Genomic DNA, 25,826 nt, shown 5'->3' with positions numbered 1-25,826 from the left:
ACCCCCGGGTATGTATCTCTCTCACCCCGTCCGTCGCATGCGCGACGACCCCCTCGACGACGAGGTCGCGGAACTCCGCGTCGAACCCGCGGACGACGACGCCCGCGCCGCGCTCGAAACCCGCGTCGAGTCGCTCGACGGTAGCCTCGAACGCGAACTTCGATTCGGCGGCGTCGTGGTCTCGCTCGCGGAGTCGGCCGTCTCCGACCTCTGCGAACTCGACGGTATCGAGCGAATCGAGACGGTCGACACGCTCGGATACTGATTCTTCGCCCACGCGTGCGAGGCCGGCGGTCCTCGTGGCGACTGGTGTCAACTGTTTAGTGTGTTCTCTGCGGAGGTGGCGTATGGTCCCTCTCCCCTCCCGCGCCGCACCGTCTGGATTCGGCGTACCGCTCGCCGGCTTCGGGACTGTGAGTCCTCTCGCGGCGTTGTCGACGGAACCGTGAGCGTGCCCGCCGACCTCGGGGGCGTTCCCCTCCTCGTCGCGTACCTGTTGCTCCTCGCGGGCACGGCCATCCAGTACCGGCGCGGGAAACTCCCGGGCACGCGGGCGGTTCTCCTCGTCGGGATGTGTCTCACGTGGCTCTCGTACGCCCTCTTGCAGGTGACGCAGTCCGGGACCGTGCCGACGGGCACGCCGCTCAACTACGCTCTCGACGCGCTCGCCGTCGTCGTCCTCATCGTCGGCGTGGCCGCGATGGGCTGGTGGTGGCGGGTGCGGGACGAACGGTGAGTTCTCGGAGCCGCGTCGCTGACCGAGTTGCGTTCAGAGAACTGCGTCGGCTGGGAGTTCACCGAACGCCGTGAGGTGAACTCAGGAGCACCGGCGAGACGGCGGTCGAGTCGGTGAGACGGGATTTGAACCGAGCCGAGACGGTTCCCTCGCGCTGCTCGGGACTGCGTCTCGTCGGGTTCAGAATCCCAGCGTCCCGCACGCAGCCTCGCAAGACCGAGAGATACAGAGGTCTCTCGGAGGTTTGTGTTCGGCAGAAGTGCGTCGGCTGGGATTTGAACCCAGGTTGTGACCATGGCAAGGTCACGTGATACCACTACACTACCGACGCATGTGGTGGAAGTGCGCTGGCTGGGATTTGAACCCAGGTTGTGACCATGGCAAGGTCACGTGATACCACTACACTACCAGCGCATTCCGCGTGTATCGTGGCGTGCTGCTGCGTTACTCGATAGTGTCGGGTTGATAAATAAGACTTGCGAAACGGGGGAGAAATCGGGCGACGGCGCGCCACCTGCTACCACGTGAGATTCGTCTTTGCCGACCTGTCGGCGACCGTGTAATTATGTACCATGCGACGTTCGCCAATCCCCCGCAAACTGGGTCGTGGGACGCTCTATCACCCCAGAATGGATTCGCTACTCTTTTAGGTAGGCCCCCGGTAGAAACGCCACAGTCTAGACGAGACGAGGATGAATCCGGCATGAAACTCAGCGTACTCGTGCCGTCCTCACTCGTCCGGGAAGCCGAAGATCAACGCGAGGCAACTCGCAAACTCGGCTACGTCGCCCGCGCGGCGGCGGTCTTCCGGGCGAACGAACTCGTCGTCTTCCCCGACGAAGACGGCGAGAACAAGTGGGGCGGCGAGTTCGTCGAAACCGTACTTCGGTACGCCGCGACGCCCCCCTACCTCCGAAAGGAGGTCTGGGGCAAGCGCGACGAACTCCGCTACGCTGGTATCTTGCCGCCCGTTCTCGTCGCGTCTACGACCGCGGACGACTCCGACGAGTCGCCCGCGTTGCGAGAAGGAATCGTGACCGAGGTCGGACCTGACGACCGCGTTCGGGTCAATTGCGGAATGCAACACCCGATCTCCCTGTTCGTCCCTCCCGGGATGGACCTCACAGAGGGAGAGCGCGTCGCTGTCAGGATCTCTTCGCGAGAACCGGTCCGTGCGCGGATCGTCGACGAGCCCCTTCCGGGCTTCGACGTATCCCGCATGGACCTCACGGAAGCACTCGGCAGGCCAGATGCGGGCGTGCGAATCGCCACGTCTCGCTATGGCGAACCGCTGTCGGTCCCCACATTGGGCGACTTGACGGCCCGCATCACCGATGCCGGCGGCATGACCGTCGTCTTCGGGTCGCCGGGCCGTGGGCTTCCGGACATGCTCGGGATGTCTCCCGAGGATGTTGCAGACGTCGAACCTTCCGTTGGTCCGGGGTTCGACCTCTGGCTCAATACGATTCCGCGACAGGGCAGCGAGGTCGTGCGAACGGAGGAAGCGATGTTCGCCTCCCTCGCCTCCCTGACACTCACGGAGTGAATCCATGCCACAACCAAGCAGACCACGAAAAGGCTCGATGGGCTTCAGCCCGCGCAAGCGAGCAGTCAAGGAGGTTCCACGCATCAAGTCGTGGCCGTCCGACGACGGCTCCCCCGCGCTGCAGGGCTTCGCCGGTTACAAGGCCGGTATGACCCACGTGATGATGGTCAACGACGAGGCAGACTCCCCCCGCGAAGGAATGGAGGAGTCCGTCCCGGTGACCGTCGTCGAGACGCCGCCGATGCGCGCCGTCGCCCTTCGCGCCTACGAGCAGACGCCGTACGGTATGAAGCCGCAGACCGAGGTCTGGGCGGGCGAGTTCCACGACGAACTCGACCGCGTCCTCGACCTGCCGGCAGAAGACACGTTCGACTCGGACGCCGACGCGCTTCGCGAGGCCGTCGAGGCCGGCGAAGTCGATGACCTCCGCGTCATCACGCACACGGTGCCCTCCGAGCTCGCGAACGTGCCCAAGAAGAAGCCCGACGTGATGGAGACTCGCGTCGGTGGCGGCTCCATGGTGGAGCGCGCCGACTTCGCCCTCGACCTCGTTGCCGAGGGCGGCGAACACGAGATGTCCGACGTGTTCCGCGCCGGCGAGTACCTCGACGCCGCGGGTGTCACGAAGGGTAAGGGTACGCAGGGTCCCGTCAAGCGATGGGGCGTCCAGAAGCGTAAGGGCAAGCACGCCCGCCAGGGCTGGAGACGCCGTATTGGCAACCTCGGCCCCTGGAACCCGTCCCGTGTCCGCTCTACGGTTCCGCAGCTCGGTCAGACTGGTTACCACCAGCGCACCGAGCTCAACAAGCGCCTCATCGACCTCGGTGAGGGTGACGAGGCCTCCGTCGAAGGTGGCTTCGTCAACTACGGCGAGGTCGACGGCTCCTACGCGCTCATCAAGGGCTCGCTGCCGGGCCCCAACAAGCGCCTTCTGCGGTTCCGCCCGGCCATCCGGCCGAACGACCAGCCGCGCCTCGACCCCGAGGTGCGCTACGTCTCTACCGCATCGAACCAGGGTTAAACCATGCAGGCAACTATCCGAGACCTGAACGGCGACGACGCGGGCAGCATCGACCTGCCCGAGGTCTTCGAGACGGCTTACCGTCCGGACCTCATCAAGCGTGCCGTCATCGCCGCGCAGGCAAACCGAAAACAGCCGTACGGTGCCGACCCCTACGCCGGACTTCGAACCCCGGCAGAGTCCATGGGCAGCGGCCGTGGTATGTCCCACGACCCACGCCAGAACGGCGTCGCCCGACGCGTTCCGCACGCCGTCTCCGGCCGTCGCGCTCACCCGCCGAAGGCCGAGAAGGACCAGGGGAAGGAGATCAACACGAAGGAGCGTAAGCTCGCCGTCCGCTCGGCGCTCGCCGCCACGGCGGACCCCGAGCTGGTCGCCGAGCGCGGTCACCGCTTCGACGACGACGCCGAGCTCCCCCTCGTCGTCTCCGACGACTTCGAGGACCTCGTCAAGACGAAGGAGGTCGTCGACCTCCTGCAGTCCCTCGGCGTCTACGACGACATCGAGCGCTCCGAGGAGAACAAGAAGGTCAAGAGCGGCCAGGGCAAGCTCCGCGGTCGCAAGTACACCCGTCCGAAGTCCATCCTCTTCGTGACGGCTGACGAGCCCTCGAAGGCGGCTCGCAACCTCGCCGGCGTCGACGTCGCCACCGCGGCGAACGTCTCCGCCGAAGACCTCGCGCCCGGCACCCACGCCGGTCGCCTCACGCTCTTCACCGAGAGCGCGCTCGAGGAGGTCGCAGAACGATGAGCATCATCGAACACCCGCTGGTCACGGAGAAGGCGATGAACCAGATGGACTTCGACAACAAGCTCCAGTTCATCGTCCACATCGACTCGACCAAGTCCGACGTCAAGGAGGAAGTCGAGTCGCGCTACGACGTGGCCGTCGAGAAGGTCAACACGCAGGTCACGATGAAAGGCAAAAAGAAAGCAACAGTTCGTCTCTCTGAAGACGACGACGCGCAGGAAGTCGCGTCGCGTATCGGGGTGTTCTAACCATGGGACGCCGAATTCAGGGCCAGCGTCGCGGTCGCGGTACGTCCACGTTCCGGGCGCCGTCGCACCGCTACAAGGCCGAACTGTCGCACAAGAAGTCCGAAGACAAAGACACCATCTCGGGTACGGTCGTCGGCATCGAGCACGACCCCGCACGCAGTGCGCCCATCGCCCTCGTCGAGTTCGAGGACGAACAGCGCATGATTCTCGCGCCCGAGGGCATCTCCGTCGGCGAAGAGCTTCAGATCGGCGTCTCCGCCGAAATCAAGCCCGGCAACACCCTGCCGCTCGCCGAGATTCCCGAAGGTGTCCCCGTCTGTAACGTCGAGCACCAGCCCGGCGACGGCGGGAAGTTCGCCCGCGCCTCCGGCGTGAGCGCGCAGCTTCTCTCGCACGACCGCAAGGTCGCTATCGTGAAGCTCCCCTCGGGTGAGGTCAAGCGCCTCAACCCCAGCTGCCGAGCCACCATCGGCGTCGTCGCCGGTGGCGGCCGCACGGAGAAGCCGTTCGTCAAGGCAGGCAAGAAGTACCACAAGATGAAAGCGCGCGGTATCAAGTGGCCGCGCGTGCGTGGTGTTGCTATGAACGCCGTCGACCACCCGTTCGGTGGCGGCGGCCGGCAGCACCCCGGTCAGCCGAAGTCCGTCTCGCGGAACGCTCCGCCGGGCCGGAAGGTCGGTGACATCGCCTCCAAACGCACCGGTCGCGGTGGCAAGGGAGGTAAGTAACCATGAGTACGCAATACCGCACCGGCCGCGAAGGTGAGTTCACCTACCGCGGCTACACGCTCGACGAGCTGCAGGATATGGAGCTCGACGAGGTCGCGGAACTGCTCCCCGCTCGTCAGCGGCGAACCATCACCCGAGGCCTGTCGGCCGAGCACGAGAAGCTGCTCGCGAAGGCTCAGGACAAGACGGAAGAGGAGACGGCTAACGCGCCCATTCGAACGCACCTGCGCGACATGCCGATTCTCCCCGAATTCGTCGGTCTCACCTTCGCCGTCTACACCGGTCAGGAGTTCGAGCGCACCCAGATTCAGCCCGAGATGATCGGACACTACCTGGGCGAGTTCCAGCTGACCCGTAGCTCGGTCGAGCACGGTCAGGCCGGTATCGGCGCGACCCGGTCTTCGAAGTTCGTGCCCCTCAAGTAAACCATGGGAATCAACTACAGCGTCGAGGCCGACCCGGACACCACGGCCAAGGGTATGCTCCGGGACCGGCCCATCAGCATCAAGCACAGCAAGGCCATCTCCCGAGCCATCAAGGGGATGCCCGTCGCCGACGCAGAGGAGTACCTCGAAGCCGTCATCGACGGCGAGCGGTCGGTTCCGTTCAAGCAGCACAACTCCGGTGTCGGTCACCGAAGCGACATCGACGGCTGGGACGCGGGACGGTATCCCGAGAAGGCGTCCAAGGCGTTCCTCGAACTCCTCGAAAACGTTCGCAACAACGCGACCGAACAGGGGTTCGACGGACCGGCCATGGAAATCAAGCACGTCGCCGCCCACAAGGTCGGCGAACGTCAGGGTCGCAAGCCCCGCGCCTTCGGTCGGGCGGACCCGTGGAACACCCCAATCTGTGATGTCGAACTCATCATCGAAGAGGTCGAGGAATAATGGCTGACGAACACCAATTCATCGAGAACGGACTGCAGCGGTCCCAGATCGACGAGTTCTTCGCAGAGGAACTCGGTCGAGCGGGCTACGGCGGCATGGACGTCGCCAAGACGCCGATGGGCACCCAGATCGTGCTCAAGGCCGAAAAGCCCGGGATGGTCATCGGGAAAGGCGGGAAGAACATCCGTAAGGTCACCCGCGAACTCGAAGAGCGATTCAACCTCGACGACCCCCAGATCGACGTGCAGGAAGTCGACGAGCCGGACCTCAACGCCCGGATCGTCGCCGACCGCCTCGCCAACGCGCTCGAGCGCGGTTGGTACTTCCGTAAGGCGGGCCACACGACCATCGACCGTATCATGGACGCCGGCGCCCTCGGTGCCGAAATCGTCCTCTCCGGGAAGGTCACGGGTGCTCGCTCCCGCGTCGAGAAGTTCAACCGCGGCTACATCAAGCACAACGGTGAGCCCGCACAGGAGATCGTCGACGAGGGTCAGGGCGTCGCAGTCATGAAGCTCGGCACCATCGGCGTGACGGTCAAGATCATCCCGCCGGGTGCGAAGCTCCCCGACGACTTCGAGGTCGCGGAAGACGCGAACCCCGAAGCGGTCGAACAGATCGAAGAGACCGAGAGCGTCGAGGACCTCCTCGAAGAGGAGCCGGAGGAAGTTCCGGACGTCTCCGAGGAGGCCGACGCCGAGACGGACGCAGTCGACGAAGACGTCGTCGAGGAAGCGGCCGTCGAAGCGGTCGAAGAAGAAGTCGTCGACGACGAAGCCGACGACGACGAGGACGAAGCGGTCGAGGAAGTCGTCGACGACGACGAAGAACTCGACGAAGACGTCGCCGAAGAGGCGGCCGACCTCGTCGCGGAGATGGAAGACGACGACGAAGAAACGGAGGAAGAATAAATGGCGATCCTCTACACCGAAGAGATTCGCGACATGACGCCCGCAGAGCGCACCGCCGAGCTCGAAGAGCTCGAGACGGAGCTGCTCAACGCGAAGGCCGTGCAGGCCGCGGGTGGCGCGCCGGAGAACCCCGGCCGCGTCTCTGAACTGAAGAAGACCATCGCCCGAATCAAGACGATTCAGGGCGAAGAAGGCGACCTCGACGAAGAATAAAATGCCACTTACACCCGAGACCCTCACGCGACACGAGCTCAACGGCCTCCACGTGGAGGTCGTCGACGCGGCGAACCCCGACCTCGTCGGGATAGCCGGTCGCACCGTCGTCGAGACGATGCACACGCTCATGGTCGACGACGGGTCTCGGGTGCGGCAGGTGCCGAAACGAGGGGCGACCTTCGAATTCGAGATTCCGCGTACAGATGAAGCCGCCGGCGCTGCGAAGGCGTCGGGGACCGCGTCCAAACTTCGGTCGGATACTACTGGCGGATTTGATGCCAGTCAGTCTGATCGGCTCGCCGACTCATCATCGGCGGCTTCCCGTTCCGGGAATTGCGAGGGCGTGGCCTACGTTACGGTGGATGGCGCACAACTGCTCTCACGACCCGCCCTGCGCACCGAAACTACAGGTGACTCGAAATGGCGATAGGACTTGACGTTCCAATGCCTCCGGAACCTGACGATTCCGAGGCTTACGACTACGAAAAATGTCCGTTCTACGGCTCGCTCTCCGTCCGGGGTCAGACCCTGGAGGGGACAGTCGTCTCGACGGACATGGCAAAGACCGTCATCGTCGAGCGGGAGTACGACGTATTCGTTCCGAAGTACGACCGCTACATGAAGCGACGTTCCCGCATCCCGGCACACGTGCCGGGCGTGCTCGACGACGTCGCTGTCGGTGACGAAGTAACGATTGCGGAGACCCGACCTCTCTCGAAGACGAAATCCCACGTCGTCGTCGAGATTATCGGAGGTGACGAGTGATGGAAGCGCTCAAAGCGGACATCACCAAGGGTGTCGCCCGTGGCTCGCTGGTCACGTGCGCCGACAACACCGGCGCTCGTGAACTGAAGATTATCAGCGTCGCGGGTTACTCCGGCACGAAGAACCGCCACCCCAAGGCAGGCATCGGGGACAAGGTGACCGTCTCGGTCACCAAGGGTACCCCCGAGATGCGCCGCCAGGTGCTCGAAGCGGTCATCGTCCGCCAGCGGAAATCCATCCGCCGGCCCGATGGCACGCGTGTGAAGTTCGAGGACAACGCCGCCGTCATCATCGACGAGATGGAAGAGCCTCGCGGGACCGAGATCAAGGGTCCCGTCGCACGCGAAGTCGCCGAGCGCTTCGGGAGTATCGCATCGACGGCTACGATGATTGTATAGTATGACTCGACAACCGCGCAAACAGCGAACCCAGATTCGCGACGCGCCGCTCCACGAGCGGCAAAAGCAGGTCCGCGCACCGCTGTCGGCCGACCTCCGCGAGGAGTACGGCAGCCGTAACGTCCGCGTCAACGCGGGCGACACGGTCGAGGTGCTCCGCGGCGACTTCGCCGGCGAAGAAAGCGAAGTCACCGAGGTCGACCTCACCGACGCCGTCATCTACGTCGACGGTGTCACCGTTGAGAAAGCCGACGGCGAGGAGGTCCCACGCCCCCTTCAGGCCAGTAACGTCCGCGTGACGGAACTGGACCTCGAAGACGACGTGCGCGAGGCCCGACTCAAGGAGGATAACGAATGACTCGACACCAGAAGCGACTGTCCGTACCGAAGTCCTGGCCGGTCGAGCGCAAGACAGGCACGTTCACGGTCAAGGCCGGAGCGGGTCCGCACGGCGAAGAGGGGGTTCCCCTCCTCATCGTCCTGCGCGACGTGCTCGGCTACGTGGACTCGAAGAAGGAGGCCCAGTACGCCCTCAACCACCAGAGCATTCTGGTCAACGGCGACGTGGCCTCTGACGTCCGCCGTCCCATCGGGATGTTCGACATCCTGGCGTTCGTCCAGCGAGAAGAGTACTACCGCGTCTTCCCCGACGAGGGAGGCCGCCTGGCGCTGACGCCCATCGACGCCGACTCGGCATCCAGCCGTCTCGGCAAAATCGTGAGCAAGACGCAGGTCACCGGCGGTGACTTCCAGCTGACGCTCCACGACGGTGCGACCCTCATCGTTGAGGACGCCTCGGAGTACAGCGGCAAGGACTCCATCGTCGTCGACAACGAGACGAAGGACGTCGTCGCGCACTTCCCCTACGAGGAAGGCGCGCTCGTCACGGCCGTCAACGGGCGGCACTCCGGCGAGATCGGCGAAATCACCGAGATTATCGTCACGCCCGGCAGCGGGAACAACTCCGTTGTCGTCGAGACCGAAGACGGCGAGTTCGAGACGGTCGAACAGTACGTCGTCGTCATCGACGAGAACTTCACGGGTGATGACGAATGAGCGAGGCTGACTTCCACGCGATGCGCGACCCGCGCATCGAGAAGGTCGTCGTCCACATGGGCGTCGGCGAAGGTGGTCGCGAACTCGCCAAGGCCGAGGACATCCTCGAGGAGATTACCGGCCAGGAGAGCGTTCGCACGATCTCCGGCCGCGCCTCGCAGGACTTCGGCGTCCGCCGCGGCGAACCCGTCGGCGCGAAGGTCACCCTCCGTGGTGACACCGCCGTCGAGTTCCTCGAAACCGCACTCCCCATCGCGGACCTCTCCGTCTCGTCGTTCGACCAGACGGGCAACTTCGGCTTCGGCGTCGAAGAGCACACGGAGTTCCCGAGCCAGGAGTACGACCCGCAGATCGGTATCTACGGGCTGGACGTGACGGTCAACCTCGTCCGCCCCGGCTACCGAGTGAAAAAGCGCGACAAGCGTTCCCGTCAGATTCCGTCGTCCCACCGGATGACCGTCGAGGACGCCGTCGCGTTCATCGAGTCCACGTTCGACGTGGAGGTTGAAGAATGAGCGATAGCGAAACAGAACAGACGGGCGAGCACGCGTCCCGCCGCACCGGCCAGGAGAACGAGTGCCGGCGCTGCGGTCGAAAGCAGGGACTTGTCAGCAAGTACGACATCAACCTGTGCCGCCAGTGCTTCCGAGAGATCGCCCGCGAGATGGGATTCAAGAAGTACCGATAACATGGCTGACAACGACCCACTCAGTAGCGCGCTTTCCGGTGTGGACAACGCCGAGAGCGTCGGACACCTGTCCCACGAGATCCAGCCCGCCTCCAACATCATCGGCTCCGTCCTCGAGGTCTTCTACGACCGCGGGTACATCGACGGCTTCGAGTTCGTCGACGACGGCAAGGCCGGTCTGTTCGAGGTTGAACTGAAAGGCGCAATCAACGATTGTGGCGTCGTCAAGCCCCGGTATTCCGCCGGAGCCGACGACTTCGAGAAATGGGAGAAGCGATTCCTCCCCGCCCGTGACTACGGTGCGCTCATCGTCACGACGAGCCACGGCGTCATGAGCCACTACGAGGCCCGCGAGAAGGGCATCGGTGGCCAGATCATCGCCTACGTCTACTAGAACAATGAGCCGAATAGAAATCGAAATCCCGGACGAGGTATCCGCCGAGGTCAAGAACCTCGAGCTCACCATCGAGGGCCCCAACGGAAGCGTCACCAAGCGCCTCTGGTACCCGAACGTCTCGGTCTCCGCCGAAGACGACGCTGTCGTCATCGAGAGCGACGTCGAGAACGCGAAGACCAACGCGACCATCGGTACCTTCGAGAGCCACGTGAACAACATGCTTCACGGCGCGACCGAGGGGTGGGAGTACAAGATGGAAGTCCACTACGCTCACTTCCCGATGCAGGTTAGCGTCGAAGGGAGCGACGTGGTCATCAAGAACTTCCTCGGCGAGAAGTCCCCGCGACGAGCGCAGATTCGCGGCGACACGGACGTACAGGTCGACGGCGAAGAACTCACCCTGACGGGCTCCAACAAGGAGGACGTCGGGCAGACCGCCGCCGACATCGAACAACTCACCCGCGTCAAGGACAAGGACACTCGCGTGTTCACCGACGGCGTGTACATCACCCAGAAACCGCAGACTGGTGATGCCTAATGTCGGAAGAAATCACCGAACTCGAAGACATCAGCGGCGTCGGCCCGTCGAAGGCCGACGCACTTCGCGAAGCCGGCTTCGAGAGCGTCGACGACGTACAGGCCGCGAGCCAGTCCGAACTGGCCGAGGTCGACGGCATCGGGAACGCGCTCGCCGCGCGTATCAAAGCCGACGTCGGTGGCCTCGAGGTCTCCGACGAGGCCGAGGCCGAAGTCGAAGACGAGTCCGAAGCCGAGCCTGAGGAAGAGGAAGCCGAAGAGGTCGAGACGGAGCTTCAGCCCCGCGGTCACGCGGACAAGAAGCCCCAGCTCGACGACGAAACCGCGGAAGCCCTGGCGCAGAAGCGTCGCGAGGGCAAGCCGCAGTTCAACCGGCAGGACTACCACAAGAAGAAGCGCACGCCCACGTCGTGGCGTCGCCCCCGTGGTGGTCTCTCCAAACAGCGTATCGGTATCAAGGGCAAGGGCCCCAAGGTCGAGGCGGGCTACCGCACGCCGAAGGCCGCCCGCGGCCTTCACCCGTCGGGCTTCGAGGAGGTCCGCGTGTTCAACACGGACGACCTCGAAGGCATCGACGGCGATACGCAGGCAGTTCGCATCGCCTCCTCGGTCGGCGCGCGCAAGCGCGAGCGCATCGAGGAAGCGTGTGAGGACCGCGAGATTCGCGTCCTCAACCCCACCTACGTCGAAGTCGAGGTGGATAACTGATGACGGACCTCAAAGCGCAGAAGCGAATGGCGGCCGACGTCCTCGACGTCGGCAAGGGTCGAGTTTGGTTCGACCCCGAGGAACAGGCCGAAATCGCGGAGGCCATCACGCGCGAAGACATCCGTGAACTCGTCGACGAGGGCACGATTCGCGCCAAGGACGCCAAGGGCAACTCGAAAGGTCGCGCACGCGAGCGCGCCGCCAAGCGTTCCTACGGTCACCGCAAGGGTGCCGGCTCCCGCAAGGGCCGTTCCGGCGCTCGACAGAACAAGAAGGACGCATGGGTCAGCCGAATCCGCGCCCAGCGCCGTCGCCTGAAGGAGCTTCGCGAGGACGGAACGCTCGACCGTTCCCAGTACCGCTCGCTCTACAACAAGGCGTCCGGTGGCGAATTCGATAGCGTGGACCGGCTTGAAGCGTACATTCAGAACAACTACCAGGTGGAGATTCAATAATGGCGACCGGACCACGATACAAGGTTCCGATGCGGCGTCGCCGCGAAGTCCGGACCGATTACCATCAAAGGTTGCGCCTGCTGAAATCGGGCAAGCCCCGCCTCGTTGCTCGCGTGAGCAACAAGCACGTCAGGGCGCAGCTGGTCACTCCGGGCCCGCAGGGCGACGAGACCCACGCTGCAGCGACCTCTGCTGACCTCGACGAGTACGGCTGGGAAGCCCCCACGGGCAACCTCCCGAGCGCGTACCTCACGGGGTATCTGGCAGGTAAGCGGGCGCTGGCCGCCGGCGTCGAGGAAGCGGTCCTCGACATCGGCCTCAACACGGCCACGCCCGGAAACAAGGTCTTCGCGGTGCAGGAGGGTGCTATCGACGCTGGCCTCGAAATCCCCCACAACGACGCAGTACTCGCCGACTGGGACCGCAACCGCGGTGTCCACATCGCCGAGTACGCAGAGCAGCTCGATGAGCCGCTCTACAGTGGAGACTTCGATGCCACGAACCTCCCCGACCACTTCGACGAAGTGCTCGGGAACCTTCAGGAGGACGAATGAGCAGCAATAACAACGGCTGGGAGCCGCGAACGCGGCTCGGCCGCATGGTGCAGAACGGCGACGTCACGTCGATGGACCAGGCGCTCGAGACGGGACTTCCGCTCAAGGAACCCCAGCTCGTCGACCAGCTCCTTCCCGGACTGGACGACGAGGTGCTCGACATCAACATGGTCCAGCGCATGACCGATTCCGGCCGCCGGGTGAAGTTCCGGTGTGTCGTCGCAGTCGGGAACCGTGACGGCTACCTCGGCTACGCTGAGGCCCGCGACGATCAGGTCGGCGGTGCCATCCAGAAAGCCATCGAGGTGGCGAAACTGAACATCATCAAGGTAGACCGCGGCTCGGGCTCGTGGGAAGACCGCGCAGGCGGCCTCAACTCCCTCTCGCGCAAGGCAGAGGGCAAGGCCGGCTCCGTGACGGTCCGTATCATCCCCGCCCCGCAGGGTCTCGGCCTCGCGGCCGCAGAGACCGTCCGGAACATCCTCGAACTCGCCGGCATCCAGGACGCCTGGACCAAGAGCGACGGGAACACCCGGACCACGGTCAACCTCGCGAAGGCGACCTACAACGCGCTCAAGAACGCGTCGCAGTCCCGCACGCCGCGGCGCGCTCGTGAAGTCCGTCAGGAGGTGCGCGAATAATGCAGGCTATCGTTCAGCTTCGCGGTGAGGTCAACATCGCACAGGACGTCCGCGACACGCTCACGATGCTCAACATCCACCGCGTGAACCACGCGACGTTCGTGCCGGAAACGGACGCCTACCGCGGGATGATCTCGAAGGTCAACGACTTCGTCGCGCACGGCGAGCCGAGCGTCGACGTCGTCGAGACGCTCATCAGCACGCGCGCCGAGCCCGAGGAGGGCGACGGCGACATCACCGACGAGTGGGTCTCCGAGAACACCGACTACGACGACGTGGCTGCGCTCGCGCAGGCCATCGTCGACGAGGAGACGACGCTGCGAGACCAGGGCGTCTCCCCCGTGCTCCGTCTGCACCCGCCGCGTGGCGGTCACCGCGGACAGAAGCACGTCACCAAGGAAGGTGGCCAGCTCGGTAAGCACAGCACCGATCAGATCGACGAACTCCTGGAGGACATGCGATGACGTCCAAGAAGCGACGCCAACGCGGTTCCCGCACGCACAGCGGCGGTACGCACAAGAACCGACGCGGTGCCGGTCACCGCGGCGGTCGCGGCCGCGCCGGACGCGACAAACACGAGTTCCACAACTACGAGCCGCTCGGCAAGCACGGCTTCAAGCGACCGGACGTCCTGCAGGACGACGTCGCCGAAGTCAAGATTCAGAAGCTCGACGAGGACGCGGCGCTCCTCGCGGCCGACGGAGTCGCCGAGAAGGACGGCGACACCTACACCATCGACGCCCGCGACGTGGCCGAGGACGGCTGGGAAGCGGACGTGGTGAAGGTGCTCGGTGGCGGGCAGGTCCGCAACGAACTGCACGTCGTCGCCGACGCCTTCACGGCCGGTGCCGTCGAACTCATCGAAGAGGCAGGCGGCAACGCCGAACTCTCCGAACGCGCTGAAGAAGCGGCAGAGGCCGAAGAAGCGGCCGACGCCGACGAGGACGACGAGGAATAAATCATGGGATGGAAGGACGCCGCCGAACCAGTGCTGGCGCGGATGCCCGCAGTCGCCCGTCCGGAGGGACACGTACCGTTCCGCCGGAAGCTCGGGTGGACTGGCGGCATCCTCGTTCTGTACTTCTTCCTGACGAACGTGACGCTGTTCGGCCTCGACGCCGCGACCGCGAACGACCTGTTCGGTCAGTTCCGGTCCATCTTGGCCGGCCAGCAGGGCTCGGTGCTCCAACTGGGCATCGGTCCCATCGTCACGGCGAGCATCGTCCTACAACTGCTTGGCGGTGCTGACCTGCTCGGGCTCGACACGGACAACAACCCGCGCGACCAGGTCCTCTATCAGGGACTGCAGAAGCTGCTCGTCGGGGTCATGATCGTCCTGACGGGCGCGCCGATGGTGTTCGCCGGCAACTTCCTGCCGGCCGACCAAGCCGTAGCGGCGTCGCTCGGCATCGGTACGCTTGGCGTGAAGGGACTCATCTTCGCGCAGATCGCCGTCGGTGGTGTCCTCATCCTGTTCATGGACGAGATCGTCAGCAAGTGGGGCGTCGGCTCCGGGGTCGGCCTGTTCATTATCGCCGGCGTCAGCCAGCAGCTCGTCGGTGGGCTGTTCAGCTGGCAGGGCCTCGGCGGTACGTCCGGGTTCTTCCCGACGTGGATCGGCATCGTCACCGGTGCCGTCGAACTGCCGGCCTCGCCGACCGACCTGCTGTCGACGATCTTCCTCGGTCAGGGTCAACTGCTCGCGCTTATCACGACGGTGCTCATCTTCGGCATCGTCGTCTACGCCGAGAGCGTCCGCGTCGAGATTCCCCTCTCGCACGCCCGTGTGAAGGGTGCCCGCGGTCGCTTCCCGGTCAAGCTCATCTACGCGAGCGTCCTGCCGATGATCCTCGTTCGCGCCCTGCAGGCGAACATCCAGTTCCTCGGGCGCATCCTCAACAACTCGTGGGCGGCCATGCCAGCGTGGCTCGGCCAGTACACGAGCGGACAGGTCACCGGTGGCCTGTTCTACTACCTCGCGCCCATCCAGTCGCGGTCCGACTGGATGTGGTTCCTCGGACTCACGTCGGCCGACCCGCTCGACATCGCCATCCGCGTGCTCATCGACCTGGTCTTCATGATCGTCGGTGGCGCGGTGTTCGCGATATTCTGGGTCGAGACGACGGGCATGGGTCCGGAATCGACCGCGCGACAGATTCAGAACTCCGGGATGCAGATTCCCGGGTTCCGACGTAACCCGCAGGTCATCGAGAAGGTCATGGAGCGGTACATCCCGCAAGTGACCGTCATCGGTGGCGCGCTCGTCGGCCTGCTCGCCGTCATGGCGAACATGCTCGGCACCATCGGCGCAGTCTCCGGGACGGGGCTGCTCCTTACGGTCTCCATCACGTACAAACTGTACGAGGAGATCGCGGAGGAACAGCTCATGGAGATGCACCCGATGATGCGCAACATGTTCGGCTCCGAATAGCGAGCGCCGACGCGCTCGGCTGTCGCCGCACGCCCGCGGCGAACGTCACTTCCACTTCACTTCATTTCTGACCCGCTCGAACCGTGAGCGGTGCGTCCGTCTCGGACCGTTCGAATCGCCGAACAATCCGGCCACTTTTGACTCCCGCCGGCGGAACAGCGGGGTATGCACGAGGGGCGACTCGCACTCGACATCGAGACGGCCAGCCCGAACGGTCCGCCGAGCGACTTCCGAAACACCGACGACTTCGAGTTGGTCGCCGTCGGCCTCGGCCACCGCGCCAGCGACGACGCCGAGGTCGAAGTCGAGGTGCTCCTCCGCGACGGCGACTGGTCGCTTGAACACACCGCCGACCTCCTCCGGCGGGTCGTCGAGTGGTGCGAGGCCCGCAGCGGGGCCGTCGTCACCTACAACGGCGAGTACTTCGACGAACACCACCTCCGCGCGTGGGCCGACCGAGTCGCGGACGCCGGCGTCTGGGCGGACGCGCCGAGCCGAATCGACGCGCTGTTCGCGGACCACGTCGACCTCGGGACGCTCGCCGCCGAGGCGTACCCGGAAGCGGTCCGTCCGAACCGCGACATTCCGGCGCTGTGGAAGGCGTGCAAGGAAGCCGGCGTGGACCAGCCCTCGGTCTGGTACGACGACTACGACCTCCCGGCGGGCTACCTCGAACGCCTCGGCGTCGAGGACGACCACGTCAAGGGCGCGCACGTCGGCGAGGCGCTGGGCGAGGCGTACGTCGAGGGGGTCGTCGCGGGACTCGACCACACGCGGACGCACGCCGAACTCACTCGACTCCTCGTGGATTACGCCGCCGGCGACATCGAGCCGCTGTTTTCGCTCCGCGACGCGCTCCGCCGGGCCGACGCGAGCGCGGACTGAATCGTTTCGTCCCTGCCGAGCCGACTCGACGCCGTCGGTCGGACCCGTGCGTCGTCCTGTCTCGCGGCAAACGTTTAGCCGCCGGCAGTCGTATCGCGTGGTATGAACGACCTCGAACCGGCGGCCGCCGTCGAGGAGGCGCTCCGCGGCAACGGCATCAGCGTCGAGTCGATCTCCCTCGACGAGTCTGTCTCGCTGACCTATCTCACGGCGTTCCCGGACGTCGAACCCGACCACGGCGAAGTCGGCCGCGCCGTCACGGCGTTCCTCGACCTCGCCCGCGACGACGAGTTCGTCCCGAGGACCGTCGAGGCGACGGTGCTCCGAAGCGAGGGCGACGTGCAGGCGACGTGGACGCTCGAAGCCGACTGGATTCGCGCGTACAACGACTACTCGCTGGACGACGAGGAGCTATCGCAACGCGTCCTCGACAGCCTCTACGAGGAGGGTGACGCGTGAGCGCGTGGCGTCACCGCGGCGAGCGCCCCGCCGCGCGCGGCCCGCGTCGGCCCTCGCACTTCGAGTACTCGCGCGTCTCGCTGACGTTCGAGAGCGAGGGGACGAACTGCGCGGGCTGGCTCTACCGCCCCGACGGCGTCGAGTCGCCGCCGGTGGTCGTCATGGCGGGCGAACTCGCCGCGGAGCGTCGCTTCGGGCTCCGACCCTACGCGGAGCGGCTGGCCGAGGCGGGCTACGCGGCGTTCCTCTTCGACTATCGGCACACCGGCGACTCCGACGGCGAACCCCGGAACCTCGTCGCGCCCGACTCGCAGGTCGCCGACTGGCACGCCGCGCTCGACGGCCTCCGCGGACGCGACGAAATCGACTCGCGCTCGCTCGTCCTCTGGGGGTCGGGGCTCTCCGGCGGTTACGCGCTCCGCGCGGCGGCCGAAGACGGTCGCGTCGCCGCCGTCGTCGCCCAGAACCCGATGCTCGACGGAAAGGCAGTCACGCGGGGGCGAGGCGTCAAAGGCACGCTCGCGGCGGTCGCCGCCGGCGTCCGCGACAGGCTCCAGTCGCGGCTCCTCGGCCCCTATCGCGTCCCGGTCGTCGGCGACGGCTCGTCGATGGCCGTCTTCGAGGACCCCGGGGTCCGCGCCGCCTACCGCGACCTCGTGCCGCCGGGGAGCGCGTGGCGAGACGAGACGCCCGCTCGGTTGTTCCTCTCGTTACTTCGCTACCGGGCGCTTCCCGACCCTGAGGCGGTCACCTGCCCGACGCTCCTCGTCTCGGGGACGCGCGACGACCTCGCGCCCGCCGACGCGGTGGCCGACCTCGCCGACGAGCTTCCGGACTCGACGCTGGTCGAACTCCCCGCGGACCACTTCGACCACTACGGCCGGGCGTTCGAACAGACGTTCGGCCATCTCCTGTCGTTCCTCGGAACGGTTCGCTGACGGGAACGAGTCATCCCGTTGAACGCTCGCGGGAACCATTATGTCCTCGCCCGGCATATACCACACAGAAATGTCCACATCCACCCGTTTCGTCTCGTTGTTCCTCGCCGTCGCGCTCGTCGCGGTGGCCGCGTCCGCGCCGGTGTTCGCACAGGAGTCGGAGGCACCGAGCGACGAGGAGATGCAACAGCTCCTCGAAGAGGGCGTCGCGCTGTACAACGATAACGTCGAACAGCTCGACGTGTCGTTCGCCCGAAGCCTCATCGCGGGGAAGACGGTGAACGTCTACATCGAAGACGGCGACGAGACGCACGTGTTCTCGGCGTCGGTGCAAGACGACATGCGCATCGACGACATCTCGACCGGCGCCAACGACGAGGCGTCGACCCGAATCACGACGGACCGACAGACCCTCGAAACCATCGCCGACTCGTCTGACCCGCTCGCCGAGGTTCAAGACGCCCTCGCCGACGACCGCATCCGCGTCTCCGGCGAGCGGGGTCACCCCGTCGACCAGGTCGTCTGGACCGTCGCCAACACGTTCAAGAGCTTCTTCCTCTGAGCGGACCGACTCCCTTCGAATCCGTCTTTTCTCCGCGTCGTCGTGTCCGTAACCCACTTTGCCGCCTCCCCCGTCTCTCCGTCGATGACGTTCACGCGCACGGTCGAACTCGAGGGCCACATCATCGACTCGGGGATGATGCAACAGGCCATGGGTATCGTGATGGACCTCGGCGGCGACTTCGACGTCGAGCAGTTCGACGTCGGACGGCAGAAAGACCAGACCTCCTACTGCCGGATGTCGGTGACCGCGGACGACCGCGAGACGCTCCAGGAGATACTGCACGAACTCCACCAAATCGGCGCGAACCTCACGGACCCCGTGGACGCCCGCGTCGAGGCCTCGCCGGCCGACCGGGTCGTCCCCGTGGGCTTTTACTCGACGACGAACCACCCGACCGACGTTCGGTATCAAGGGGAGTGGCTCCCGGTCGAGGACATCGAGATGGACTGCGCGATAGTCGTCGAGGAGACTGACGACGGCCCGCGGGCCTACACGAAGGTCCTCAACGGCATCGAGGAGGGCGACCTCGTCGTCACCGACGAGGCGGGGATTCGCGTCAAGCCGCCGGAGCGGCCCCGCGACGCCTCCGGCCCCTTCGGGTTCATGCAGGGCGGCGTCTCCTCGGAACGCCCCTCGGAGTCGCTCATCGGCGAGGTCGCCGACGCGCTCCGCGAGACCAAAGCCGACGGCGGGAACGTCCTCGTCGTCGCCGGGCCGGCGCTCATCCACTCGGGCGGCGGCGACGCCCTCGCCGAACTCGTCCGCGAGGGCTACGTGGACATGATTTCGGCCGGGAACGGCTTCGCCACCCACGACATCGAACGCGGGCTGTACGGCACCTCTCTCGGGATGGACATGGAGACGATGGAACACCCCCGAAAGGGTCACAAACACCACATCTACACCATCAGCGAGGTCATCCGCGCCGGCGGCATCGCCGAGGCGGTCGAGGAGGGCCTCATCACGGAGGGCGTGATGTACGAGTGCGTGAAAAACGACGTGCCGTACGTCCTCGCGGGGTCGATTCGGGACGACGGCCCGCTTCCGGACACCATCACCGACACCATCGAGGCGCAGAACGCCATCCGCGAGCAGGCCCACCGCGCCGACATGGTGCTCATGCTCTCGACGCTTCTGCACTCGGTCGCCGTCGGCAACTGCCTGCCCTCGACGGCGAAGACCGTCTGCGTGGACATCAACCCCGCGACCGTCACGCAACTGCTCGACCGCGGCTCCTCGCAGGCCATCGGCATGGTCACGGACATCGGGACGTTCGTGCCGACGCTCGCCGAGAAGGTCCTCGAGGCCGACGGCGAGAACTGAACGGTTCGTCTCGGTTCGCCCCGTGCGCCCTCGTCCCGTCTGACGTGTCTATTATGTCCCCGGGTGGCCTCTCGTGTCTTGTATGCAACCCACAGTAGCGCGAGTGTTCCTCGTCGCACTCATGGTTCTCCTCGCCGGGTGCGGGGGCGGCGTCGGCGGCGACGCCACGACCGCGACCGACTCGTCGGCGGGCGCGACGGACGCGACCGCGACCGCCGCCGACGGCGACTCGGCAGACCAGAGCGGCGACGGCGACGCAACCGAGAGGACGTCTTTCGACTTCAACGGGACGTGGGACCAGCGGTACCGGACCGGGCAGTACTACCGCTACGACATCACGAGTCCGAGCATCGACGGCACCGCCACCTACGAGTGGGAGGTCGTCTCCGCGACCGACGACGAGGTGACGATTCGGACGAAACTGGTCACGCCCAACACGACGAGCGAGCAGACCGTGAGCGCGCCGCCGGACGAGATTTACGGCGAACTCGCCGGAAGCCCGTCGGGGTCGGTCGCCACGATTGGCTTCGATTCGCCGTACTACAGCGGGGTCGACGGCGAGACGCTCAGCGTCGGCGACGGCTGGGAGGCCTCCGGCGCGAACGGCAACGTGAGCTTCAGAGTCGAGGAAATCTCCGCCTACGCCGGCTTGGAGTGCGCGAACTTCGTCGTCCGGACGAACGGGAGCGTCTTCTGGGAGAGCTGTGTCACGCCGGAGAGCCCGCTGCCGGGCTACATGGCGTTCTACGAGGAGGAAGGCGACGAGGAGCCCGCGTTCGAGATGGTTCTCGTCGAGTACCGGGCCGGAGACTGAGTCGGCCGCGACCGGTCTCGGACGCGTCGATTAGACTTTTTCCAGCGGGACGACCGCCATCGGGACGTTCGAGTTCAACAGCACGTCCTGTGCCGTGCTGCCGAAGACGATTTTCGAGGTCGGATTGCGCTTTCGGATGCCGATGACGATTTCGTCCGCGTCCTGTTCGTCGGCGCACTGGAGGATGTCCTCGGCGGCGTCGTTACCGCGGATGTACTGGTGTGTCTCTACGTCCACGAGGTCGCCGAGTCGGGAGACGACGACGTTCAGGGCGTCCTCGCCGTCGCGGGCGTCCTCGCTGTCGGTCTCGTCGCCGCCGGGGTGGGAGTTGACGACGTGGAGCACGTCGCCGGCGTCGATTCGCCGCGAGAGATAGTCGCAGACTTCGGCGCTCGTGTGGACCGAGTTCGTCCCGATAACGTATGTTGCCATGCCACATATCGCTACGCCGTCCTATAAAAATCCACGCCCGACCACGCTCGTCAGGCCTGCTTCATCATCGCCAGCACGTCGTCTCTCGTCATCTCTTTTCCGTGTTCGTCGTGGGCGTGTTCCTGAATCACTTTCACGACCTCGTTTCTGTTCTCGGATGTCACGCTGAACCCGCACGAACACGTCGCCTGCTGCATTGCCTTCGACATAGCAGTAGAGATACGCGCTCCGGGACGAAAGCGTGTGTTCACACTTACCATGACACTCCCGGTCGCGAGCGGGTCCCCACGGCCGCGGCGTCGCCGCCGCGTCGCTCGCTCCGTCAACCCGTCGGGGACAAAACATATACCCGACCGTAAATGTCAGTCGGGTATGGAAAGAAACGCCCTCCTCACCGCCGGGGCGGTCGGCGTCGTCGTCGTGGCGCTGGTCGCCGCCGCCGTCGTGCCGGGGGTCATCGCGGACCCGACCGACGACGGGCCCGTCCGACCCGGACCGGTGGACGTCGCCGGCGTCTCCATCGCGGCCGGGCAGGCGACGGGGGAGACGGTCACCCTCGAAATCGAGACGCGAATCGACCACCGAGGCAACCCCACGCGGAACGTGAGCGTCCTCGTTCGCGCCGTCGACGCCGAGTCGGGGCTGTTGACGACGACGCGGGAACTCGACGTGGGGACGCTCTCGAAGGACGGTGAGACGGCGACGACGACCAACCTCACGGTCCCCCGCGAGGGCGGCTACGACATCGAGGTCGTACTCTACAGCGACGACGAGCGGGTCGACGAGGCGCGAAAGAGCGTCCGCGGCGTCTCGGCCATCAAGCCGCCGTACCTCCGGTCGACCACCTCGTTCACCGACAGCGAGGCGCTCCCGCCCGTCTCCTTCGCCATCGCCGAGGCCGACGAGGACCGGACGACGCTGGACCTGACGGCGACGCTGACGAACGCCGGCGACGACCCGGCCGAGGAACTCTCCGTGCTGTTCGTCCTCCGGCAGGCCGAATCCAACATCGTGGCCTCCCGGACGACGGTGGACGCGGGGACCATCGCGGCCGGCCGGACCGAGACGGTGGGCGCGTCGGCGAGCGTCCCGAACGACTACAACTACTACATCGACGCCGTGTTGCTCCGCGACGGGGTCGTCATCGACACCGCCCGCGGCGCGGCGAACCTGAACCCAACGAGGACGATTAGCGTGAACCAGACCAGAGAGGACGTGGAACTCCGCGTCGAAGACTTCGAGAACGGCGACGGCGACGCACCGCGAGAAACCGCGTACGAGCAGACCGAGACCTCCTCGGCGGCACCCGGATTCGGCCCGATAGTGGCGGTCGTGGGACTGCTCGCGGCCGTCTTCGTCGCCCGGAGGTGGTCGAAATGAGCGACGACTCGACGACTGCCGACGAGGCCGACACCGAGACGACGGTATCGACTGACGCGACCCCGGAGCCGACCGAGAGTGCCGACGACGCGGGAGACGACGAGGAAACCGAGAACCGCGAGTTCGCGGAGCGGATGCGTCGTTACCTCGACTACGCGGTGCTCGCGGGACTGCTGTTGCTCGCGCTCATCGCGGCGCTCCAGTTCTACCTCAACGCCAGCCAGACCATCACGACGTGGGTGAACCCCGAGTACCGCGCGCCGTTCCAAGCGGCGTTCAACCTCGTGTTGCTCCTCGGGGCGGCGCTCGGCGTCTCCGTCCAACTTCGCCGGCTGACGAGCGACTGAGCGGCCCGCGCTACCTCTCACCACGCATACAGTTTTCAGGTCGCGCCCGAGTCCTCGGCTATGAACTTCCTCTTCGTGTCGGCGGACGCCGCGCTCATCACCGACCTCGCGTGGCAGGTCCACAGGGAGGGCCACGACGTGCGGTACTACATCGAAGCCGAGCGGGACAAGGAAATTGGCGACGGCTTCGTTCCGAAGACCGACGACTGGCGCGCGGAGGTCGAGTGGGCCGACGTCATCGTCTTCGACGACATCTGGGTCGGCTCCGATATCGGCACCGGGGCGCTGGCGCAGGAACTCCGCGAGGAGGGGCACGCCGTCGTCGGCGGGACGCCGAACACCGACCGCCTCGAAGAGGACCGCGGCTACGCCATGGACGTGCTCGAAGAACACGGCGTCAACACCATCGAACAGCGCATCTTCCGCGACTTCGACGAGGGAATCGAGTACGTCCGGCGGAACCGCGCCCCCTACGTCATCAAGCCGCTCGGCGAGGTCCAGAACGTCAAGCGACTCCTCTACGTCGGCAACGAGGACGACGGGAGCGACGTGGTCGAGGTGCTCCGCGCGTACAAGCAGGCGTGGGGCCACCGGATGAAGGGCTTTCAGCTCCAGCGGAAGGTCGAAGGCGTCGAAATCGCCGTCTGCGGCTTCTTCAACGGGGAGACGTTCGTCGACCCGGTGAACTTCAACTTCGAGCACAAGAAGCTCTTTCCGGGCAACATCGGCCCCTCGACCGGCGAGATGGGCACGTCGATGTTCTGGGCCGGGCGGAACCGGCTGTTCGAGGAGACGCTGGGCCGGCTCGAACCGTGGCTCGCCGAGGAGGGCTACGTCGGGAGCATCGACATCAACTGCATCGTCAACGAACACGGCATCTACCCGCTGGAGTTCACGCCGCGGTTCGGCTACCCGACGATTACGCTCCAAGAGGAGTCGTTCGAGTCGTCGACCGCGCAGTTCTTCTACGACCTCGCCCACGGCAACGACCCCGAGCTATCGGTCCACAGCGGCTACCAAATCGCGGTCCGCATCGTCCTGCCGCCGTTCCCCTTCACCGACGAGAAGACCTACGACGAGAACTCGCGGAACGCGGCGGTCGTCTTCGAGACCGACAGCCGCGAGGGCGTCCACATCGAGGACGCGAAGCTCGTCGATGGACAGTGGCGCGCCGCCGGTGAAAGCGGCATCCCGCTCGTCGTCACCGGGAAGGGCGAGACGATGCAGGAGGCGAGAAAACAGGCGTACGACCGCGTCGACGACATCGTCATCCCGAACCTGTACTACCGCGACGACATCGGCGAGCGGTGGATAAGCGGCGACGGCGACCGACTGCTCGCGTGGGGCTACCTCGGGCCGGCCGGCGAGTAGTCGAGTCGTCGAGTCGTCGAGTCGTCAAGAGTCGATTAGTTGAGCACCAGCCACGCGGCGAAGACGGCGAGGCCGCCGACGCCGGTGCTCAGCGCGGCGTGGACCCGGAGGCGGTCGAGAATCGCGTGGGCGTGGCCGTCTTCGACCGACAGGAGTTCGTGAATCTCGCTGCCGATTTCACAGCGCGGGAGGAAGTCCATGGCGACGTGGAGGAAGACGCCGGAGGCGAACCCGAAGACGAGTCCGCGGAAGGCGTCGGTCGCCGGGAGCGAGACGGCGCTGGAGACGATGGCGGCGATGCCGAGGCCCGCCGCGGGGAGGAGAAGCGGGGCGACCGACTTGTCCTGTCCCGAGAGCCGGCGGGCGGCGGCGTAGCCGGCCGGTCCCTTGTGCGAGACGATGGCGAGGCCGAGACCGACGCCCACGTCGATGTTGCCGTAGACGATGCCGATAATCGCGCCCGCGGAGATGGCGTGCGCCGAGAGTTCGGTCACGGTGCGGTCCACGGGGAAGTTCATGTGAGCGAAGCGGTGGCCGACGGTGTGGGCGGCGAAGCCCGCGAGGATGCCGAACGCGATGCCGAAGCCGCCGAACTGAGGGTGGTGGCCGAGCGCCTGCGGGACCAGAAACACCGCGGCGCTCGTCACCATCGCGCCGCTGGCGAGGCCGTAGCCCCACACGAGTCCCTCGGCGTGTTCGGTCCGGCTCCGCGCGCCGAAGGGCGCGGCGAGCGCCATCGCGCCGAAGGCGGCCCACGAGACGATAAGGAGGTTCCACGCCTCGGCGCTCGCGGCGTATCCGGAGAGCGCGACGAGTGCCACGACGCTCCCCGCGCCGATGGCCGTCGAACGGTTCATATTATGAACGAAATGGTTCGGATTAATAAGGGGCGCGATTCCGGCGGAGCGCGGGGGTCGAACCGACGAGAGACCTCACCGCGTCGCCTGTTTCCACGCCTTGAGGTCCGCGATGTCGCCGTCGAACTCGGCGGGGTCGGCGTCGGTCGCCGCCCAGACGAACAGATCGGCCACGTCGTCGGGGTCGCGGCCCTGTCCGCCGGTGAGGTCGGTGGCGACGAGGCCGGGGTCGACGACCGTCACGGTCTGGTCGCAGTCGGCGGCGAACTGCCGGCCGAGCGCCTCGGCGGCCGCCTTGGAGACGGCGTACGCGCCCATCCCCGGCTTCGCCTCGCGAGCGATAGCGCCGGAGGGCACGAGGATGCGTCCGTCGTCGGCCATGTGCGGGAGCGCCTCTTTGACCGCCGCGAAGACGCCGCGGACGTTGGTCCGGAGCGTGTCGTCGAACGCCGCGTAGGACTCCTCGGGCGCGGGCATCTCGCCGGGCGTGCCGTGGGCGACGGCGGCGTTGGCGACGAGCACGTCGATGCGCCCGCCGGCGCGGGCCGCCGTCTCCATCAGGCGCTCCATGTCGAGTTCGTCGCGCACGTCGGCGCGGACGGCGCTGGCGGTCCCGCCGCCGGCCTCGATGTCGTCCACGACCGACTGGAGGGCGTCGCCGTCGCGGGCGCAGGCGACGACAGTCGCACCGGCGCGACCGAGAGCGCGCGCGACCGCCGCGCCGATTCCGGAACTCGCGCCTGTGACCACCGCGGTGGTGTCGTTCATGCGGGGCCGTA

At 66.0% G+C, this 25,826-nt stretch carries 40 protein-coding genes and 2 tRNA genes; 36 read left to right on the top strand and 6 right to left on the bottom strand.

From position 1 onward, the window contains the following. The first annotated feature begins 10 nt into the window (after positions 1-10). Positions 11-265, top strand: a complete 255-nt coding sequence (locus AUR65_RS11260; RefSeq protein ID WP_058566963.1) for a hypothetical protein — start codon at positions 11-13, stop codon at positions 263-265. Between the two features lie 180 nt (positions 266-445). Next, positions 446-736, top strand: a complete 291-nt coding sequence (locus AUR65_RS11255; protein WP_058566962.1) for a hypothetical protein — start codon at positions 446-448, stop codon at positions 734-736. Between the two features lie 260 nt (positions 737-996). Here AUR65_RS11255 and AUR65_RS11250 read toward each other — a convergent pair. Both AUR65_RS11250 and AUR65_RS11245 read right to left on the bottom strand, forming a co-directional pair. Beyond that, positions 997-1,067: transfer RNA gene (locus tag AUR65_RS11250), tRNA-Gly, on the bottom strand. Between the two features lie 12 nt (positions 1,068-1,079). Further along, positions 1,080-1,150, bottom strand: a tRNA-Gly gene (locus AUR65_RS11245). 289 nt (positions 1,151-1,439) lie between these two features. Here AUR65_RS11245 and AUR65_RS11240 point away from each other — a divergent pair. From AUR65_RS11240 to AUR65_RS11090, 31 genes are all read left to right on the top strand, one after another. Further along, positions 1,440-2,282, top strand: a complete 843-nt coding sequence (locus AUR65_RS11240; RefSeq protein ID WP_004974908.1) for a putative RNA uridine N3 methyltransferase — start codon at positions 1,440-1,442, stop codon at positions 2,280-2,282. A gap of 4 nt (positions 2,283-2,286) precedes the next feature. Continuing rightward, positions 2,287-3,303 carry a 50S ribosomal protein L3 gene (locus AUR65_RS11235; RefSeq protein ID WP_058566961.1) on the top strand — a complete coding sequence of 339 codons (1,017 nt, stop codon included), beginning with the start codon at positions 2,287-2,289 and terminating at the stop codon, positions 3,301-3,303. Positions 3,304-3,306: 3 nt separating this feature from the next. After that, complete coding sequence (gene rpl4p, locus AUR65_RS11230; protein ID WP_058566960.1) at positions 3,307-4,053, top strand: 50S ribosomal protein L4; 747 nt, start codon at positions 3,307-3,309, stop codon at positions 4,051-4,053. Further along, complete coding sequence (locus AUR65_RS11225) at positions 4,050-4,301, top strand: 50S ribosomal protein L23 (protein WP_058566959.1); 252 nt, start codon at positions 4,050-4,052, stop codon at positions 4,299-4,301. The genes rpl4p and AUR65_RS11225 overlap by 4 nt, the downstream gene beginning before the upstream one ends. Positions 4,302-4,303: 2 nt before the next feature. Next, positions 4,304-5,029: a 50S ribosomal protein L2 gene (locus AUR65_RS11220; RefSeq protein WP_058566958.1), complete on the top strand. Its 726-nt coding sequence runs from the start codon at positions 4,304-4,306 to the stop codon at positions 5,027-5,029. A 2-nt stretch (positions 5,030-5,031) separates the two neighbouring features. Then, complete coding sequence (locus AUR65_RS11215; protein ID WP_042663557.1) at positions 5,032-5,454, top strand: 30S ribosomal protein S19; 423 nt, start codon at positions 5,032-5,034, stop codon at positions 5,452-5,454. A 3-nt stretch (positions 5,455-5,457) separates the two neighbouring features. Next, complete coding sequence (locus tag AUR65_RS11210; protein ID WP_004042608.1) at positions 5,458-5,919, top strand: 50S ribosomal protein L22; 462 nt, start codon at positions 5,458-5,460, stop codon at positions 5,917-5,919. After that, positions 5,919-6,830, top strand: a complete 912-nt coding sequence (locus tag AUR65_RS11205) for a 30S ribosomal protein S3 (protein ID WP_058566957.1) — start codon at positions 5,919-5,921, stop codon at positions 6,828-6,830. The genes AUR65_RS11210 and AUR65_RS11205 overlap by 1 nt, the downstream gene beginning before the upstream one ends. Continuing rightward, a complete protein-coding gene (rpmC, locus tag AUR65_RS11200) occupies positions 6,831-7,043 on the top strand; it encodes a 50S ribosomal protein L29 (protein WP_004062417.1) in 213 nt (70 codons plus the stop codon). A gap of 1 nt (position 7,044) precedes the next feature. Then, complete coding sequence (locus AUR65_RS11195) at positions 7,045-7,476, top strand: ribonuclease P protein component 1 (protein ID WP_058566956.1); 432 nt, start codon at positions 7,045-7,047, stop codon at positions 7,474-7,476. Next, positions 7,467-7,811, top strand: coding sequence for a 30S ribosomal protein S17 (locus AUR65_RS11190; RefSeq protein WP_042663561.1), 345 nt, complete (start codon positions 7,467-7,469; stop codon positions 7,809-7,811). Before AUR65_RS11195 ends, AUR65_RS11190 begins: the two co-directional genes overlap by 10 nt. Beyond that, positions 7,811-8,209: a 50S ribosomal protein L14 gene (locus AUR65_RS11185; RefSeq protein ID WP_004042597.1), complete on the top strand. Its 399-nt coding sequence runs from the start codon at positions 7,811-7,813 to the stop codon at positions 8,207-8,209. Before AUR65_RS11190 ends, AUR65_RS11185 begins: the two co-directional genes overlap by 1 nt. 1 nt (position 8,210) lies before the next feature. After that, entirely contained in the window at positions 8,211-8,567 is a 357-nt protein-coding gene (gene rplX / locus AUR65_RS11180) for a 50S ribosomal protein L24 (protein ID WP_058566955.1), read from the top strand. Continuing rightward, positions 8,564-9,265: a 30S ribosomal protein S4e gene (locus AUR65_RS11175; RefSeq protein ID WP_058566954.1), complete on the top strand. Its 702-nt coding sequence runs from the start codon at positions 8,564-8,566 to the stop codon at positions 9,263-9,265. The genes rplX and AUR65_RS11175 overlap by 4 nt, the downstream gene beginning before the upstream one ends. After that, entirely contained in the window at positions 9,262-9,780 is a 519-nt protein-coding gene (locus AUR65_RS11170) for a 50S ribosomal protein L5 (protein WP_004974920.1), read from the top strand. Before AUR65_RS11175 ends, AUR65_RS11170 begins: the two co-directional genes overlap by 4 nt. Then, positions 9,777-9,953, top strand: coding sequence for a 30S ribosomal protein S14 (locus AUR65_RS11165; protein ID WP_004042587.1), 177 nt, complete (start codon positions 9,777-9,779; stop codon positions 9,951-9,953). Before AUR65_RS11170 ends, AUR65_RS11165 begins: the two co-directional genes overlap by 4 nt. Before the next feature lies 1 nt (position 9,954). Further along, positions 9,955-10,347 carry a 30S ribosomal protein S8 gene (locus tag AUR65_RS11160; RefSeq protein ID WP_004042581.1) on the top strand — a complete coding sequence of 131 codons (393 nt, stop codon included), beginning with the start codon at positions 9,955-9,957 and terminating at the stop codon, positions 10,345-10,347. 4 nt (positions 10,348-10,351) lie between these two features. Further along, the gene (locus AUR65_RS11155; RefSeq protein WP_058566953.1) at positions 10,352-10,888 is read left to right on the top strand and encodes a 50S ribosomal protein L6; all 537 of its coding nucleotides are present in this window, start codon (positions 10,352-10,354) and stop codon (positions 10,886-10,888) included. Further along, entirely contained in the window at positions 10,888-11,595 is a 708-nt protein-coding gene (locus AUR65_RS11150) for a 50S ribosomal protein L32e (RefSeq protein WP_042663566.1), read from the top strand. Before AUR65_RS11155 ends, AUR65_RS11150 begins: the two co-directional genes overlap by 1 nt. After that, positions 11,595-12,050, top strand: a complete 456-nt coding sequence (locus tag AUR65_RS11145) for a 50S ribosomal protein L19e (RefSeq protein ID WP_008095301.1) — start codon at positions 11,595-11,597, stop codon at positions 12,048-12,050. Before AUR65_RS11150 ends, AUR65_RS11145 begins: the two co-directional genes overlap by 1 nt. After that, entirely contained in the window at positions 12,050-12,604 is a 555-nt protein-coding gene (locus AUR65_RS11140) for a 50S ribosomal protein L18 (RefSeq protein WP_004969595.1), read from the top strand. The genes AUR65_RS11145 and AUR65_RS11140 overlap by 1 nt, the downstream gene beginning before the upstream one ends. Further along, complete coding sequence (locus AUR65_RS11135; protein WP_058566952.1) at positions 12,601-13,245, top strand: 30S ribosomal protein S5; 645 nt, start codon at positions 12,601-12,603, stop codon at positions 13,243-13,245. Before AUR65_RS11140 ends, AUR65_RS11135 begins: the two co-directional genes overlap by 4 nt. Then, positions 13,245-13,709: a 50S ribosomal protein L30 gene (locus AUR65_RS11130; protein ID WP_058566951.1), complete on the top strand. Its 465-nt coding sequence runs from the start codon at positions 13,245-13,247 to the stop codon at positions 13,707-13,709. Before AUR65_RS11135 ends, AUR65_RS11130 begins: the two co-directional genes overlap by 1 nt. Then, complete coding sequence (locus AUR65_RS11125; RefSeq protein ID WP_058566950.1) at positions 13,706-14,203, top strand: uL15m family ribosomal protein; 498 nt, start codon at positions 13,706-13,708, stop codon at positions 14,201-14,203. The genes AUR65_RS11130 and AUR65_RS11125 overlap by 4 nt, the downstream gene beginning before the upstream one ends. A gap of 3 nt (positions 14,204-14,206) precedes the next feature. Further along, on the top strand, positions 14,207-15,676 hold the full coding sequence (gene secY / locus AUR65_RS11120) for a preprotein translocase subunit SecY (protein ID WP_058566949.1): 1,470 nt from the start codon (positions 14,207-14,209) through the stop codon (positions 15,674-15,676). A 165-nt stretch (positions 15,677-15,841) separates the two neighbouring features. After that, the gene (locus tag AUR65_RS11115) at positions 15,842-16,561 is read left to right on the top strand and encodes a hypothetical protein (RefSeq protein ID WP_058566948.1); all 720 of its coding nucleotides are present in this window, start codon (positions 15,842-15,844) and stop codon (positions 16,559-16,561) included. A 102-nt stretch (positions 16,562-16,663) separates the two neighbouring features. Beyond that, entirely contained in the window at positions 16,664-17,020 is a 357-nt protein-coding gene (locus AUR65_RS11110; RefSeq protein ID WP_058566947.1) for a hypothetical protein, read from the top strand. Continuing rightward, positions 17,017-17,958, top strand: coding sequence for an alpha/beta hydrolase (locus tag AUR65_RS11105; protein ID WP_058566946.1), 942 nt, complete (start codon positions 17,017-17,019; stop codon positions 17,956-17,958). The genes AUR65_RS11110 and AUR65_RS11105 overlap by 4 nt, the downstream gene beginning before the upstream one ends. A 70-nt stretch (positions 17,959-18,028) precedes the next feature. Further along, positions 18,029-18,520 (top strand): hypothetical protein, encoded by a 492-nt coding sequence (locus AUR65_RS11100; protein ID WP_058566945.1) that lies wholly within the window; start codon positions 18,029-18,031, stop codon positions 18,518-18,520. Between the two features lie 84 nt (positions 18,521-18,604). Next, complete coding sequence (locus AUR65_RS11095; protein ID WP_058566944.1) at positions 18,605-19,846, top strand: ornithine cyclodeaminase; 1,242 nt, start codon at positions 18,605-18,607, stop codon at positions 19,844-19,846. Between the two features lie 121 nt (positions 19,847-19,967). Further along, entirely contained in the window at positions 19,968-20,660 is a 693-nt protein-coding gene (locus tag AUR65_RS11090; protein ID WP_058567000.1) for a hypothetical protein, read from the top strand. 30 nt (positions 20,661-20,690) lie between these two features. Here AUR65_RS11090 and AUR65_RS11085 read toward each other — a convergent pair whose 3' ends face one another. Continuing rightward, positions 20,691-21,092 (bottom strand): universal stress protein, encoded by a 402-nt coding sequence (locus AUR65_RS11085; RefSeq protein ID WP_058566943.1) that lies wholly within the window; start codon positions 21,090-21,092, stop codon positions 20,691-20,693. A 50-nt stretch (positions 21,093-21,142) separates the two neighbouring features. Further along, positions 21,143-21,301 carry a DUF1059 domain-containing protein gene (locus AUR65_RS11080; RefSeq protein ID WP_158250835.1) on the bottom strand — a complete coding sequence of 53 codons (159 nt, stop codon included), beginning with the start codon at positions 21,299-21,301 and terminating at the stop codon, positions 21,143-21,145. A gap of 163 nt (positions 21,302-21,464) precedes the next feature. Between AUR65_RS11080 and AUR65_RS11075 the strand changes: the two genes are divergently transcribed. The 3 genes from AUR65_RS11075 to AUR65_RS11065 are packed head-to-tail and all read left to right on the top strand — an operon-like array spanning position 21,465 to position 24,190. After that, positions 21,465-22,472, top strand: coding sequence for a DUF7490 domain-containing protein (locus AUR65_RS11075; protein ID WP_058566942.1), 1,008 nt, complete (start codon positions 21,465-21,467; stop codon positions 22,470-22,472). Continuing rightward, positions 22,460-22,819 carry a hypothetical protein gene (locus AUR65_RS11070; RefSeq protein WP_103429259.1) on the top strand — a complete coding sequence of 120 codons (360 nt, stop codon included), beginning with the start codon at positions 22,460-22,462 and terminating at the stop codon, positions 22,817-22,819. The genes AUR65_RS11075 and AUR65_RS11070 overlap by 13 nt, the downstream gene beginning before the upstream one ends. 60 nt (positions 22,820-22,879) lie before the next feature. Beyond that, positions 22,880-24,190: a phosphoribosylamine--glycine ligase gene (locus AUR65_RS11065; protein WP_058566941.1), complete on the top strand. Its 1,311-nt coding sequence runs from the start codon at positions 22,880-22,882 to the stop codon at positions 24,188-24,190. 35 nt (positions 24,191-24,225) lie between these two features. Here the strand turns inward: AUR65_RS11065 and AUR65_RS11060 are convergent, their stop codons facing one another. Beyond that, entirely contained in the window at positions 24,226-25,047 is an 822-nt protein-coding gene (locus tag AUR65_RS11060; RefSeq protein ID WP_058566940.1) for a ZIP family metal transporter, read from the bottom strand. Positions 25,048-25,122: 75 nt separating this feature from the next. Then, positions 25,123-25,815 (bottom strand): SDR family NAD(P)-dependent oxidoreductase, encoded by a 693-nt coding sequence (locus AUR65_RS11055; protein ID WP_058566939.1) that lies wholly within the window; start codon positions 25,813-25,815, stop codon positions 25,123-25,125. Positions 25,816-25,826: the final 11 nt, after the last annotated feature.

It is taken from the genome of Haloferax marisrubri, assembly GCF_001469875.2.
Taxonomy (GTDB): Archaea; Halobacteriota; Halobacteria; order Halobacteriales; family Haloferacaceae; genus Haloferax; species Haloferax marisrubri.
The sequence above is the reverse complement of the archived record's forward strand: the minus strand, read 5'-3'. Positions and strand labels throughout refer to the sequence as shown.